Here is a 13,679-nt window from a genome sequence, read left to right on the forward strand (position 1 = left end):
CGACTATGGTGATTGATGCATTCACGCAGGGCAAGACTCGCCCCGGGGAGGATCCCATCTCTACGCTCCGCTTCGGCGTCAACTACACGCCCCGCCGCGGCTGGTTCCACGCCTGGCACGACTTCGACCCGGCGCACGCCCGCGAGGACCTGGACCAGATCGCCGCCCTCGGCCTCGACCACGTCCGGGTCTTCCACCTCTGGCCGCTGCTCCAGCCCAACCGCACGTTCATCCGCCCCGCGGCCGTGGACCAGCTGGCCCGCCTGGTCGACCTGGCGGGCGAGGCCGGCCTCGACGTCCTGGTGGACGGCGTGCAGGGCCATCTGTCGAGCTTCGACTTCTACCCGGCGTGGACGCGCAGCTGGCACCACCGCAACGTGTTCACGGACCCGGAGGCGGTCGCCGCCCAGGCCGAGCTGATGCGCACGCTCGGCCGGGCCCTCGCCGACCGTCCCCACCTCATCGGCCTCCAGCTCGGCAACGAACTCAACAACCTGGTCGAGCACAACCCGGTGACCCCGGCCGAGGTCGACCACTACCTCGACACCCTGCTGGCCGCCGCCCGCGAGCACCTGCCCGAGGGCCGGCTCGCGACCCACTCCGCCTACGACGCCGCCTGGTACGGCGACGACCACCCCTTCACCCCCGAGGCCTCGGCCCGCAAGGGCGATGTGACGACCGTCCACCCCTGGGTGTTCTCCGGCGACTGCGCCCGCCGCTACGGCCCCCGCTCCCCCCAGGTGCTGCACCTCGCCGAGTACGGCACGGAACTCGCCAAGGCCTACGCCGAGGACCCGGCCCGTCCGGTCTGGGTGCAGGAGACGGGCGCCCCGGAGCCCCACATCCCGGCGGCCGACGCCCCGGACTTCGCCCGGGCGACCGTGCGGAACGCGGCCGGGTGCGAGGGGCTGTGGGGTGTGACGTGGTGGTGCTCCCACGACGTGGACCGCTCCCTCGCCGACTACCCGGAACTGGAGTACACCCTGGGCCTGTTCGACTCCCGAGGCCGCGCCAAGCCGATCGCGACCGCCCTCGCCGAGACCGTCGCCGAGGTGCGCGCCGGGCTCCATCCGGCCCGGCCCCGGGACACGGCCCTGGTCCTGGAGTGCACGCCGTCCACCCGCTCCGTGTCCGGCCCGGGGGGCGCGTACTTCGAGGCATGGACGGCCCTGCGCGCCGAGGGTGCCCGCCCGGCGGTGGTCCTGGCCGAACGGGCGGACGACGCCGCGTACCTGGCGGCGCGCGGCATCAAGGACGTCGTACGGCTGCCGTGAGGAGCCGGGCTCCGGTCAGCACCTCGGCGACGGCCCGCAGGTTCGCCCGCCCGCGTCCGTAGGAGCAGAGCGCGCCGCCCTCCGGCAGTCCGGTGTCCACGCGTACGGCATCGGGCCGCCGGGCCAGCAGGGCGGCGCGCAGCCGTTCCTGCCAGGGGTGCAGTCCGGCGTCACAGGTGGCGACGACCAGGGGCACCGCGTCCGAGGCGCGCAGGATCCCTTCGACGACGGCGGCCTGTTCGGCCGGCTCCTCGGTGACCGCGGTCCCCGTGGCGGTGGGGTCGAGGGCGCGCACCTCGGTGAGCAGGTCCTCGCCGCCCCAGTTGAGCGCGGGGTGCGGCGGCGGGAACAGGTCGACGACGTGGGCGCCGCGCACGGCCCGCGGCACCGGCCGGACACGGACGGCCCGGCGCGCCGCCTCCAGCCCGGCCCCCGCGTCCCAGCCGTCGACCGCCCGGGCCGGGGCGGCGTACCGCTCGGCGAGCCGCCGTACCCGCCCGGCGGCCTCCCGCACCCGCTCCTCGGCCAGCACGCCGGAACGCAGCGCGTCGAGCACCGCGTCCCGGCAGGCCAGGGTGGTTTCCGGGTCCGGCACGGCGACGATGACCTGGTCGGCGCCCGCGGCGAGGGCGATCCGCGCCCCGGCGGCCTCCCCGTAGCGGTCGGCGATGGCCTTCATCTCCAGGGCGTCGCTGACCAGGACGCCGTCGAAGTCCAGTTCGTGGCGGAGCAGATCGCCGAGGATGCGGCGGCTCAGGGTGGCGGGCCGTTCGGGGTCGAGGGCCGGGAAGACGACGTGGGCACTCATGATCATCGGTACGCCCGCGCCGACGGCCGCGCGGAACGGTTCGAGGTCGGCCCGCAGCTCGTCGTACGGCCGGGGGTCGACGGCGATGCCGTGGTGGCTGTCCGTCTCGGTGCCGCCGTGCCCGGGGAAGTGCTTGGCGCAGGAGGCGACGCCCCGCCGTTCGGTGGCGGCGATCCAGGCCCGCAGGTGCCGGGCGGCCAGGGCGGGGTCGGCGCCGAAGGACCGGGTGCGCACGATCGGGTTGCGCGGATCGTGCTGGAGGTCGGCGACGGGGGCGTAGGAGGCGGTGATGCCCAGCGTGGCCAGGTGCCCGGCGAGCGCGTCGGCGCAGCGGGCGGTGAGCGCCGGGTCGTCGGCGACGCCGAGGGCGTAGGAGCCGGGCACCTCGGGCGCGCCCGCGCCGACCAGGTGGCCGATGCCGCCGCCCTCGTTGTCGATGGCCACGATCAGGTCGGGTCGCAGGGAGCGCAGGGTGTCGGTGAGTTCCCGTACCTGCTGCGCGTCGCGCACGTTCCGGGTGAAGAGGATGACTCCGCCGAGCCCCCGGTCGATGAGCCGCTTGAGCGGGTCGGGCACGGTCGTCGTGCCGGCGAATCCGGCGACGAGGCAGCGGTGGGCGGCCTCGTCGAGGTCGGGGGGCAGGGGCGCGGAGTGGGTCACTCCGCGAATCCTCTGGCTCGTTGAGCCAATTGTCAACCGACCGGTGGATCACTCATTCACCTCGCCGCGGGTCCGGACCGGCCGAAACGTTCCTGGAGTTCCCGCGTCACCCACTCGCACCCCAGCCGCACCGGTTAGCCTCGTAAGTCACCGATGGTGAACGGGGGTTGCCCATGGTGAACGCCGATCGCACGCCGCCGGACTGCCCTGGGGGCCACGACGGCATGCCGGAGAGCGGCGCCGGCGTCCACCTCCAGGATCAGCTGGAGATCCTCATCCAGGACTTCCGGACGAGCACCGAGCCGCCGATGCCGGTGTTCGTCGTGCACGCGCAGGAGAGCGGGGACGACACGGCGGTGGCCGAACTCGTCCGGCAGCTGCACGCGGGCCAGGAGGCGCACGGCACCCGCTGCGCGGTGGCCCAGGACGCCTACGAGGGCGGCACGGAGGTGCGCCGGGCGGCGGCCATGGTGCGGGCGCTGAGCGACCCCAAGAAGTGGGGCGGCCCGCGGGCGGTCTACCGGCGCTACGCCTTCCCGCGGCTGCGCCTGGTGCACGCGATCGACGACGCGGTCACCGCACTCGCCGCCGCGGGCGCCCCCGGAACCGGGCAGGACCAGCGGCAGCTGCTGCTGAACCAGCTGGCACAGCAGCGCTGGCGGCCGCGGAACACCGCGCGTTGGCGCTCGGGCCTGCCCCTGTTCGACATGGCGCACATCCTCCCGGCGAGCCTCGTCACGGTGCTCGCCGCGCTCCTGGCGCGCAGCGAGTGGTACGTGGCGGTGGCCGCCGGTCTCGTCTTCCTGCTGCTGCTGACCGTCCTCAACTACGTCCTGCCGGGGCGGGCGCCGATCTTCCTGTGGCTGCGCCGGGAGAGCCGCTGGTTCATGACGACGACCTTCCTCAGGGCGGCGGACCAGCCCACCGAGGTGTCGCTGCTGCGGCCGGTGCGGTCCTGGAAGGCGATCGCGGCCCGAGCCTACGACGTGGCCGAGGCGCTCAAGGCGGGCGGCGACTTCCACCTCCAGCTGTGCGTCCTCGCGCTGCGCGAGGACCTGCGGGACAACCACCGCCGCTGGAGCTGGGACCTGCGCGGCTTCAAACGGCCGCGCCCGCCGATGCTGTTCCTCCCCCACGCGGACGACCGCAACGGCGGCATCGAACTGATCCGGGCCGTCAGCGACGTCCGCAGCCGGCGCAGCGAACTCGACCCGCTGCTCGTCGTCGCCGCCGTGCGCTCGGACGACGTGCCGCGCCTGGAGCGCAGCGTGGTGGAGACGACACCCGACCCGGACGCCGCACCGCCCCGGTTCGGCGAGCGGCTGCGCACCTGGTACCGGGAGTGGGGACGCAACCTGCGCGCCGAGCAGTCGCCCAGCCGGGAGCGTTCCGTCCTGCCCTGGGTGATGAAGATCCCGGTGCCGCACGACCAGCTCGCCCCCGTCGAGGAGCGCCGCCGCCATCTGCGGGCCTCCACCCGGCCGACGTTCGCCCGGCTGGTGTGGGCCCTGCACACCCTGGTCCTGGTGATCGCCCTGCTGACCGCCGGCACCGTCATGCGGGCCGACGCCCTGGGGGACCGCTACTGCTCGGCGTCCGTCCTGACCGCCAACCGGGACACCCGGCGCGCGAAGACACCCACCGGCGGCACGGAGTGCATCGGCATCGCCACGGGCGGGGTCCGCTTCGCCGACTGGCTGCCCGCGCCCGGTCCCGGCGACGACCTCAAGACGCTGACGGCCGACGACGAGACGCCTTGGACGCTGGAGGAACTGGAGGACCGCATCGCCCGGCAGAACGCGGACGTCCTCGCCCGGCACTCCCGCAGGTACGTCACCGTCGTCTACGCCGGGCCGCTCAGCGCCGGCCCCGCGGACGGCTCCTCGCTGGTGAAGGGCGCCGAGGAACTGGCGGGCGTGTACCTGGCGCAGGCCGTCGTCAACAGGAACTCCAGCGTGAAACTGCGCGTCCTGCTCGCCAACGGCGGGGTGGACCTGGGCCACCAGGAGGAGATGGCCGAGGCGATCGCCGCCTACGCCGCAGACGACCCGACCGTGGTGGGGGTCGTCGGCACCGGGCGCGACCTGAAGTCGAGCAGGGCGACGACGCGCACGCTGATGGAGGCGGGCCTGCCGATCGTCTCCGGCACGAACTCCGCCACCTATCTGCCCCGCGAGTTCGCCAACTGGTTCAGCCTGGCCGCGACGGACCAGTGGCAGACCGAGCAACTCGGCCTGATAGCCGCCCAGTTACGCACACCCGGCCGACGGCAGTACGCCCTCGTCCTCGCCCGCGACACGGCGCGGACCGACGACCTCTACACCGACGAGCAGGCCCGCTACGGCCAGCGGATGCTGCGCGGGCGCGGCTTCACACTCCTCGACCAGCGCCGCTACGTCCTCAGCGGCGGCAAGCCGGAACTCCGCTCGCACGCCCAGGAGATCTGCCGGGGCGGCCGGGTCCCGTCGGTGATCTACTTCGCGGGCCGGGTGGAGGACGTCGATCCCCTGATGACCCAGCTGGGCACCGAGCCGGGCTGCGCCGGAAAGCCCCTGGCCGTCCTCACCGGCGACGACCTGTCCAAGGCGGACTTCGCCGGCGGCGGCCAGTCCGTCGCGCCGGAGGTCACGCTGTACCACGCGGCCCTGGCCGAGCTGGAGAAGGCCGCCACCACGACCGCCTTCTACCGGGAGGCCACCGCCTACCTCCCCGGGCCGGAGGGCCGACGCCTGCGCCACGACAGCCCCGCCCTGGCCAGCGGCCAGACCGCCCTGGCGCACGACGCGACCCGCGCGCTGTACTGGGCGGCCACCCGGGACGACCGGCCGCAGAGCCGCGCCTCGACGTGGGTGAACCTGCGCAACGTGAAGATCGAGGGCATGGCCACCGGCACCATCGACTTCACCCGGGCCCCGCTGTACGGCGACCGCACCGGCCACAGCATCGTCCTCAAGAGAGTCCGCCGCGCCGAGGACGGCACCGCCGAGACCCGGGTGGTGTGCCGCCGCACCGCGGGGGACACGGCACCCCTCACCGAGGAGGAGTGCCGGATCCGCTGAGCGCCGCCTCAGCCCTCGGGCGTCAGGCGCAGCGCGATGCTGTTGATGCAGTACCGCTGGTCCGTGGGCGTCGGATACCCCTCGCCCGCGAACACGTGCCCGAGGTGCGAGCCGCACCGCGCGCACCGCACCTCGGTGCGGACCATGCCGTGCGACCGGTCCTCGATGAGTTCCACCGCGTCGGAGTCCTTGGGGTCGAAGAAGGACGGCCAGCCGCAGTGCGACTCGAACTTGGTGTCCGAGGTGAACAGCTCCGCGCCGCAGGCGCGGCAGGAGTAGACCCCCTGGGTCTTGGTGTCGGTGTACTCACCGGTGAAGGCGGGCTCGGTGGCCGCCTGCCGCAGGACGGCGTACTCGCCCGGGGTCAGCTCCGCGCGCCACTGCTCGTCCGGCTTCTCCACGTCGTACGGCATGAGCCTCCAGCCCCTCAGTTCGACAGACGGTCCAGGATCCGCGGGCCGAGGTCGGTGACGTCGCCCGCTCCCATCGTGAGAACGAGATCCCCCGGCTTCGCCATTCCCGCGACCACCGCGGGGACGTCCGCCTTGTCGTGCACCGGCGTCACGTCCGCGCCCGCCGCCCTGGCCGCCTCGATGATCAGCTCGCTGGTCACACCCGGGATCGGGTCCTCGCGCGCCGGGTAGATGTCCAGCACGACCGAGGCGTCCGCCAGGGTCAGGGACCGGCCCATCTCCTTGCCCAGCTCCTGCGTCCGGGAGAACAGGTGCGGCTGGAAGACGACCAGGATCCGGGCCTCGCCCACCGCGGCGCGCATGGCTTCCAGGTCGGCGGTCATCTCGGTGGGGTGGTGCGCGTAGGAGTCGACGACCTGCACGCCCGCGGCCTCGCCCGTCAGCTGGAGCCGCCGCTTCACGCCCGTGTACGCCGCCAGCGCCGGGGCCAGCTCGGCCGCCGGGACGCCGAGGGCCACGCCCGCCGCCAGGGCGGCGACGGCGTTGTGCGCGTAGTGCCGGCCGGGGACGGAGACCGTGAAGGTCAGCTCCTCGCCCTCCAGCACCACGGTGACCTCGCTCTTCAGCCCCTGCGGCACGACCGACAGGACGCGCACGGCGGCGTCCTCGGACTCGCCGTACGTCACCACCCGCACCCCGCGCCCCGCGACCCGCCGGGTCAGCTCGCGCGCGCCCTCGTGGTCGGCGGCGATCACCAGCGTGCCGCCCTCGGTGATCCGGTCCACGAACGTCTCGAACGACTCGAAGATCTCCTCCATCGACGCGTAGTTCGCGTGGTGGTCGAGCTCGACGTTGAGGATGATCGCGACCTCGGGCGCGTACGTGTGGAAGCTGCGGTCCGACTCGTCCGCCTCGGCGACGAAGATCTCGCCCGCGCCGTGCAGCGCGTTGGAGCCGGGCGCGTCCAGGTCGCCGCCGATGGCGTACGACGGCTTCAGCCCCAGCTCGCTCAGCGACACGGCGAGCATCGAGGTCGTGGTCGTCTTGCCGTGCGTACCGGCGACCGCGATCGGCCGCAGGCCCTCCATCAGGGCGGCGAGCGCGTCCGACCGGTGCACCACGGGAACGCCCAGCTCGGCCGCGCGGGCCAGCTCGGGGTTGTCCCGCCGGATCGCCGACGACACGACCACGCAGCTGGCGTCGTCGGCCAGGTGCTCCGCGGCGTGCCCGATGTGCACGGTCACGCCCAGCGCCCGCAGCGCCTCGGCCGTCGCCGACTCCTTGGCGTCACTGCCCGCGACGACGGCCCCGCGCTGCGCGAGGATCTTCGCGATTCCCGACATCCCGGCCCCACCGATCCCGATGAAGTGCGGTCGGTCCATGGCGGTGGGAAGGCCGGGTGCCATGCGTGTCTCCCTGTACGTGTGCGGAACGTTCAGCGGCACAGCCTATGCCGAAGCGCCCACGGGTGGTGACACCGCCGGCGGCTACGCCTTGCTGTGCGAGAACAGCTTCAGCACCGGCACCCCCACCTTGTGCCGAGCACGGGACGCCCAGTCCCGGTGGAAGAACTCCTCCACGTAATGAGGGTCGGTGAGCACGATGACCTCGTCCGCGCCGACCTCCTCCACCAGGGACTTCAGCGCGTCCAGCGGGTGATCCTCGATCAACCGCCCCTCCGCCTCGCTGCCGGAGGACCGCAGCGCGGCGAGGGACACCTCCAGCGCCCGCTGCCCCACGCTCAGGGCCTCCTCCCCCTCCGGCGTCTCCCGCTCCCGCACGGCCTCGTCCAGCTCGCCGAGGGCGACGTCGTCGATGGCCCGCAGCAGCCGGTCCGCCTGCTCGCCGCGCGGCTGGAGCAGCACCTGGAAGGAGACCTGCTCCTCCCCGTGCAAGGTCGTGACGAACTCCACGTCGGCGGACGTCAGGGCCTTCTCGATCATCAATACGCTTGTGAACACCAGGCGCCCCTTCTGCTCCCGGGGGCTCGTGGCCCCACTCGTCCGTGGGCCGCGCCGGCCCTGCGGAAACCATCCTGCCCCGCGTTCGCACGGGTACAGCCGGATCCAGTGTGCCTTCCGCACACCAAACGGAACGGCATACTCCGCCGATGAAAGGACCGGCGGTGCCACCGCCCCCGTTTCCGGACGTACCAGCCGGCCGGACTTCCCCGCCGCCGACACCTTGTACCCCGCCGTCGCCGGTTCAGTACGTCAGGACCGCCCGTACCGCGTGAAGAGGAAACCGTCCTCCTCCAGCATCGACAGCAGCGTGAAGCGGTGCGGCACCGTGACGGCGGGCCCCCCGGCGATGCGCTGCGCGTCGCCCGCGGTGAGCATCGGGGAGACGGTCAGGCACAGCTCGTCGAGCACGCCGGCCGCCACCATCTGGCCCAGCAGCCGCGGGCCGCCCTCGGTGAGCAGCCGGGTGTGGCCGAGACCGGCGAGGGCCTGGACGGCCCGGACCGGGTCCACGCCGATGCCGTCCCCGGCGATCACCACCCGCGCGCCCGACTTCTCGGCGGTGGCGAGGCGGTCGGGGGCGGCCGAGGCGCCCGTGAGGATCAGGGTGGGCACCAGGGGCGAGGTGAACAGCGGGAGCGAGAAGTCGAGGTCCAGGCTGGCGGTGACGACCGCGATCGCGGGGGCGGGCGTCTGCCCGGCCGCCTCCCGCAGCGCCGCGAAGTCGGCACGCGCGCGGGCCGGCCGGTATCCCTCCTGCCGCACCGTCTCCGCCCCGACGACCACCACGTCCGCCAGCGCCCGCAGCGTGCCGAAGATCCGCATGTCGGTCGCGCTGGAGATGGGCTGCGACCGGCCGTCGTGCTGGGCGGCCCCGTCCAGCGTGGACACCATGTTGGCCCGCAGGTACGGCGCGGGCCCCTCGGACCCCGGCTCGGGATAGGCGTACGCGGCGGCCAGCTCGGCGAGGCTCCACTCCCGCCCCGCGGCGCCCTCACCGGGCCCGCCGCCCGGGGCCGGAGCTGCTGTTTCATCGGTCACAGGGAACAGACGTCGCATGCCGTGCAGTGTTCCACGCGCCGTAGCATGGTGAACCGTGTCCTCTTCCCCCGCCCCCTCCGGTACCGGCCCCGTGACCGACGCGGCCCCGCTCTCCCTGTGCGCGCGTGAGCCGCACGTCCCCGCGGACCGGCTGGTCGCCGAGATGGTGCCGCCGCCGCGGTTCGACTCCGTGCGGTTCAGCACGTACATACCCGACCCGAACCAGCCGAGCCAGACCGAGGCCGTCAAGGTCCTGGAGGGCTTCGCGGCGGGGCTCGGCGGGCCGGCCGACTCGGGCAGGCGGCGGCTGTTCGGTTTCGGCAGGCCGGCGCGGAAGACCCCCTCCGGTCCGCGCGGCGTCTACCTCGACGGCGGCTACGGCGTCGGCAAGACCCACCTGCTGGCCTCCCTCTGGCACGCCACCCCGGCCGAGCCCGCGCTCAAGGCGTTCGGAACGTTCGTGGAGCTGACCAACCTGGTCGGCGCCCTCGGGTTCCAGCAGACCGTGCAGACCCTGTCCGGCCACCGCCTGCTGTGCATCGACGAGTTCGAACTCGACGACCCGGGCGACACCGTCCTGGTCTCCACGCTCCTCGGCAAGCTCGTCGACGCGGGCGTCGCGCTCGCCGCCACCTCCAACACGCTGCCCGGCAAGCTCGGCGAGGGCCGGTTCGCCGCGGCCGACTTCCTGCGCGAGATCCAGGGCCTGTCGGCGCACTTCCGCGCCCTGCGCATCGACGGCGAGGACTACCGCCACCGCGGCCTGCCCGAGGCACCGCCGCCGTACACCGACGAACAGGTGACCCGGACGGCGCACGCCACCGAGGGCGCCTCCCTCGACGCGTTCTCGCCCCTCCTGGAGCACCTGGCCCGGGTCCACCCCAGCCGGTACGGCGCTCTGACCGACGGAATCAAGGCGGTGTGCCTCACCGGAGTGCGGCCGGTTCCCGACCAGTCGACGGCGCTGCGGCTCGTCGTCCTCGCGGACCGGCTCTACGACCGCGAAGTGCCCGTCATGGCCTCGGGCCTGCCCTTCGACCAGTTGTTCAGCGAGGAGATGCTGAACGGCGGCTACCGCAAGAAGTACTTCCGGGCCATCTCCCGCCTCACCGCCCTGGCCCGCGACGCGGGCAACCTGGCGAACGCCCGGTAACCACAACCCCAATATCGTGCCAACTGCCGTACTGCAAGGGCTCTTTCCAGCCACCCCGCCTACGGTTTTCAGGCTCTCTTCAGCTTGAAACGTTAAGTTAACCCTGCAAACGGCTTTGCAGGGTTAACGTGTTTCTTGACCAGCCATTGACCAATGGTTGGTCAGCGCTAGACGTGTGAATCACCTGAAGGGGGGCGCATGTTCCGAGGTACGACGGCACGGACCGTGGTTTCGCTCCTCGCCGCCGTCCTGATCGCCCTTCAGTTCTTCGCACCGACGGCATCCTTCGCATCCGCGCACACGCCCAGTCAAGCCGAGGCCAAGGCTCAGCCCGGAATCAAGCCCTCCGGCACGCCCTCGCGCCCCGGCGGGAAGTCCTCCGGCAAGGCACTGCGCGACGAGATCGCCACGTGCCGCGCCGGTCACCACGGGGACCCGACCGGTCCCCTGCGGACCCGCGACCGGTTCCACGCCGCCGACTCCGCGCCCTCAGCGCCCGAGCGGCCGCTGCTGAGGCACATCCAGCCGACGGCAGACGACCCGGTCAGACCCGGCACCGCGCACCAACGCACGTCGAGATCCTCGGCGTCGCACACGCCGGCAGCGCTGCAGGTCTTCCGCTGCTGAGCGTCAGAGCAGTACCCCCCACCTCTGTCATGCCCGTCCGACGCGCCCCCACTGCGCGCCAGGAGGAGTCACCACACTCATGCAACCCCTCATCGACAACGCCCGCATGTTCGGACAGCGCCCTGAGGAGTTCGCCCGCCTCGCCGAGGGCCAGTCCCCCGACGTCCTGTTCATCACCTGCTCCGACTCCAGGGTCGTACCGGCCCTGATCACGGGCGCCCGTCCCGGCGAGCTCTTCGAGCTGCGCACCGCGGGCAACGTCGTCCCCCCGTACGCCTCCGCCACCCCCACCGGCGAGGCGGCCACGATCGAGTACGCCGTGCAGGTGCTCGGCGTCAAGCACGTCGTGGTCTGCGGCCACTCCCACTGCGGCGCCGTCGGCGCGGTGGTGCGCCACGACGACCTCACCGCCGTACCCGCCGTCCGCGACTGGCTCGCGCACGCGGCGGACGAGCCCAAGTGCTCCGACCCGGCCGACCCGACGGTCGCCGAGGCCGTCCAGCACCACGTGCTGACGCAGCTGCTGCGACTGCGTTCCTACCCGTGCATCGAAAAGCGCCTGGAGGCGGGTGAACTCGAGCTGCACGGCTGGTACTACGAGGTCCACACCGGCGTCGTGCGGGAACACCGCGCGGAGTCCGACGCGTTCGAGACGCTCTGAGGGGGCTGGTGACCATGCTGTCCAAGTTCCCCTACCTGAGGCAGGACTTCCTCGCCTCGATCGTCGTCTTCCTGGTCGCCGTGCCGCTGTGCGTCGGCGTGGCGGTCGCCTCCGGCGTCCCCGCCGAGCTGGGTCTCATCACCGGCATCGTCGGCGGCATCGTCACCGGGATGATGCGCGGCAGCAGCCTTCAGGTCTCCGGGCCCGCCGCCGGCCTCACCGTGCTGGTCTTCGAGGCCGTCAGCGAGTTCGGCGTGGCCACGCTCGGCGTGATCGTGCTGTTCGCCGGGCTGCTCCAGCTCGCCATGGGCTTCCTCGGGATAGGCCGCTGGTTCCGGGCGATATCCGTGTCCGTGGTCGAGGGCATGCTCTGCGGCATCGGCCTGGTGATCATCGCCGGGCAGATCTACGCGGCCGCGGGCCTGAAGGCTCCGGAGTCCGGGATCGGCAAGATCGCGGGCCTGCCCGGGGCGTTCGCCGACGCCCTCGGCAACAGCACGGCCCTGACCTCCCTCGCGATCGGCGCGGGCACCATCGCCGTCATCGTGCTGTGGAAGAAGATGCCCAAGGCCGTCCAGACCGTGCCCGGCGCCCTCGCCGCGGTCGTCCTGGCCACGGTCGCCACGCTCGCCTTCAGCCTGCCCGTCGCCACCGTCCAGGTGGAGGGTCTGCTCGGCGTCATCCAGGTCCCCGGCGCCGACGCCTTCGGCGAGCTGGCCAGCCCGGCCATCTGGGGCACGATCATCGCCTTCGCGCTGATCGCCTCCGCCGAGAGCCTGTTCAGCGCCGCGGCCGTGGACCGGCTGCACGACGGTCCGCGCACCGAGTACAACAAGGAGATGATCGCCCAGGGCGCGGGCAACACCCTGTGCGGTCTGCTGGGCGCGCTGCCGATGACCGCGGTCATCGTGCGCAGCTCCGCCAACGTGAGCGCGGGCGCCAAGACCAAGGCGTCCCGAGTGCTGCACGGCGTGTGGCTGCTGCTGTTCGCCGCCGCGATGCCGTGGGCCCTGGCCCTGATCCCGATCCCCGCCCTGGCGGGCATCCTGGTGCACGCGGGCTGGAAGCTGATCCCGTTCCGCCAGATCACGGCGCTGTGGCGGGCGCACAAGGGTGAGGCGCTCATCCTGGTCGTCACGGCCGTGTCGATCGTCGCGGTGAACATGTTCGAGGGCGTGCTCATCGGTCTGGCCCTGTCGGTCGTCAAGACCGCCTGGGAGGCCTCGCACGTCAAGCTGGAGGTCATAGACAAGGGCGCCGGCCCGATCCAGGTGTACCTGGCGGGCAACGCCACCTTCCTGCGGCTGCCGAAGATCCTCGACAGCCTGGAGGCGCTGCCCCAGGACCGCCCGGTCGAGCTGGACCTGTCGGGCCTGCACCACCTCGACCACGCCTGCCGCACGGCCCTGGAGAACTGGGCCGCGCGCCACAGCGCGACGGGCACCGAGCCGGTGAAGGTCACGGAGTCCGAGGAGACACCGGCGGCCGAGAAGGTCACGGCCGCCTAGCCGGTCCACGCACACCGGCACCCCGGGCCGGGTCGCGCACACCATGCGCGCCCCGGCCCTCGTACGTCCGCCCCCGGTCGCCCCGTCCCGGACCCCTGCCCCTCAGCCCTCAGGTCCCGGACCCCTGGCCCCGCCTCAGCCCCCGGACCGCTGGCCCCGCCCTCAGCCCTCACCCCCGGCCCCTGACCCCCGCCCTCAGCCCTCACCCCCCGGCCCCTGACCCCCGCCCTCAGCTCCCGGACCCCGGGACCCCACCTCAGCCCCCGGACCCCGGGCCACTGGCCCCCCGGGTCCTCGGGTCCCCGGCTCCGGACCCCTGGCCCCCGGCCCTCAGCCCCGGGCCCCTGGCGCCCGAGGGCTCGGCTCCCGCGCCTCGGGCCTTGGCCCTCAGCCCTCGGCCCCCTGGCGCCCGCGGCCCGGCTCCCGCGCCCTGGGCCCCCTGGCCCCCAGCCCCGGACCCCTGGCCCCCGGGTCCCCGGCCCCGCGGACCCTCGGTCCCCGGTCCCAGCCCCGA

Annotated in this window: 11 protein-coding genes; 6 read left to right on the plus strand and 5 right to left on the minus strand. The window is 73.2% G+C overall.

The features are described from left to right. The first annotated feature begins 5 nt into the window (after positions 1–5). Positions 6–1,274: a glycoside hydrolase 5 family protein gene (locus ACSUPV_RS09085; RefSeq protein ID WP_031121269.1), complete on the plus strand. Its 1,269-nt coding sequence runs from the start codon at positions 6–8 to the stop codon at positions 1,272–1,274. Here ACSUPV_RS09085 and ACSUPV_RS09090 read toward each other — a convergent pair. Continuing rightward, positions 1,249–2,742 carry a glycoside hydrolase family 3 N-terminal domain-containing protein gene (locus ACSUPV_RS09090; protein ID WP_436947273.1) on the minus strand — a complete coding sequence of 498 codons (1,494 nt, stop codon included), beginning with the start codon at positions 2,740–2,742 and terminating at the stop codon, positions 1,249–1,251. The two genes, ACSUPV_RS09085 and ACSUPV_RS09090, sit on opposite strands and share 26 nt — an antisense overlap. A 173-nt stretch (positions 2,743–2,915) precedes the next feature. Here ACSUPV_RS09090 and ACSUPV_RS09095 point away from each other — a divergent pair, with 173 nt between their 5' ends. Beyond that, positions 2,916–5,801 carry an ABC transporter substrate-binding protein gene (locus ACSUPV_RS09095; protein ID WP_382610579.1) on the plus strand — a complete coding sequence of 962 codons (2,886 nt, stop codon included), beginning with the start codon at positions 2,916–2,918 and terminating at the stop codon, positions 5,799–5,801. Positions 5,802–5,809: 8 nt separating this feature from the next. Here ACSUPV_RS09095 and msrB read toward each other — a convergent pair whose 3' ends face one another. From msrB to ACSUPV_RS09115, 4 genes are all read right to left on the minus strand, one after another. Then, positions 5,810–6,214, minus strand: coding sequence for a peptide-methionine (R)-S-oxide reductase MsrB (msrB, locus tag ACSUPV_RS09100; RefSeq protein ID WP_031121272.1), 405 nt, complete (start codon positions 6,212–6,214; stop codon positions 5,810–5,812). A gap of 14 nt (positions 6,215–6,228) precedes the next feature. Continuing rightward, positions 6,229–7,620, minus strand: coding sequence for a UDP-N-acetylmuramate--L-alanine ligase (gene murC / locus ACSUPV_RS09105; RefSeq protein ID WP_382610582.1), 1,392 nt, complete (start codon positions 7,618–7,620; stop codon positions 6,229–6,231). Between the two features lie 81 nt (positions 7,621–7,701). Then, positions 7,702–8,175 (minus strand): indole-3-glycerol phosphate synthase, encoded by a 474-nt coding sequence (locus tag ACSUPV_RS09110; RefSeq protein WP_382610584.1) that lies wholly within the window; start codon positions 8,173–8,175, stop codon positions 7,702–7,704. Positions 8,176–8,427: 252 nt separating this feature from the next. Continuing rightward, the gene (locus ACSUPV_RS09115; RefSeq protein WP_031121275.1) at positions 8,428–9,234 is read right to left on the minus strand and encodes a pyrimidine reductase family protein; all 807 of its coding nucleotides are present in this window, start codon (positions 9,232–9,234) and stop codon (positions 8,428–8,430) included. A 37-nt stretch (positions 9,235–9,271) separates the two neighbouring features. Between ACSUPV_RS09115 and zapE the strand changes: the two genes are divergently transcribed. The 4 genes from zapE (at position 9,272) to ACSUPV_RS09135 (ending at position 13,165) form a co-directional block, all read left to right on the plus strand. After that, positions 9,272–10,369, plus strand: coding sequence for a cell division protein ZapE (gene zapE, locus ACSUPV_RS09120; protein ID WP_037759007.1), 1,098 nt, complete (start codon positions 9,272–9,274; stop codon positions 10,367–10,369). A 198-nt stretch (positions 10,370–10,567) separates the two neighbouring features. After that, positions 10,568–10,996, plus strand: a complete 429-nt coding sequence (locus ACSUPV_RS09125) for a hypothetical protein (protein ID WP_031121277.1) — start codon at positions 10,568–10,570, stop codon at positions 10,994–10,996. 79 nt (positions 10,997–11,075) lie between these two features. Continuing rightward, positions 11,076–11,657 carry a carbonic anhydrase gene (locus ACSUPV_RS09130; protein ID WP_037759004.1) on the plus strand — a complete coding sequence of 194 codons (582 nt, stop codon included), beginning with the start codon at positions 11,076–11,078 and terminating at the stop codon, positions 11,655–11,657. A 14-nt stretch (positions 11,658–11,671) separates the two neighbouring features. Further along, the gene (locus ACSUPV_RS09135; protein ID WP_037867877.1) at positions 11,672–13,165 is read left to right on the plus strand and encodes a SulP family inorganic anion transporter; all 1,494 of its coding nucleotides are present in this window, start codon (positions 11,672–11,674) and stop codon (positions 13,163–13,165) included. Positions 13,166–13,679: the final 514 nt, after the last annotated feature.

It is taken from the genome of Streptomyces sp. SudanB52_2052 (assembly GCF_964272415.1).
GTDB lineage: Bacteria > Actinomycetota > Actinomycetes > Streptomycetales > Streptomycetaceae > Streptomyces > Streptomyces olindensis.

Bases quoted from the DNA above. Each gene is read 5' to 3' on its own strand.
- ACSUPV_RS09085 (WP_031121269.1), top strand. From the start codon at position 6: ATGGTGATTGATGCATTCACGCAGGGCAAGACTCGCCCCGGGGAGGAT.
- ACSUPV_RS09095 (WP_382610579.1), top strand. From the start codon at position 2,916: ATGGTGAACGCCGATCGCACGCCGCCGGACTGCCCTGGGGGCCACGAC.
- msrB (WP_031121272.1), bottom strand. From the start codon at position 6,214: ATGCCGTACGACGTGGAGAAGCCGGACGAGCAGTGGCGCGCGGAGCTG.
- murC (WP_382610582.1), bottom strand. From the start codon at position 7,620: ATGGCACCCGGCCTTCCCACCGCCATGGACCGACCGCACTTCATCGGG.
- ACSUPV_RS09115 (WP_031121275.1), bottom strand. From the start codon at position 9,234: ATGCGACGTCTGTTCCCTGTGACCGATGAAACAGCAGCTCCGGCCCCG.
- ACSUPV_RS09125 (WP_031121277.1), top strand. From the start codon at position 10,568: ATGTTCCGAGGTACGACGGCACGGACCGTGGTTTCGCTCCTCGCCGCC.
- ACSUPV_RS09130 (WP_037759004.1), top strand. From the start codon at position 11,076: ATGCAACCCCTCATCGACAACGCCCGCATGTTCGGACAGCGCCCTGAG.
- ACSUPV_RS09135 (WP_037867877.1), top strand. From the start codon at position 11,672: ATGCTGTCCAAGTTCCCCTACCTGAGGCAGGACTTCCTCGCCTCGATC.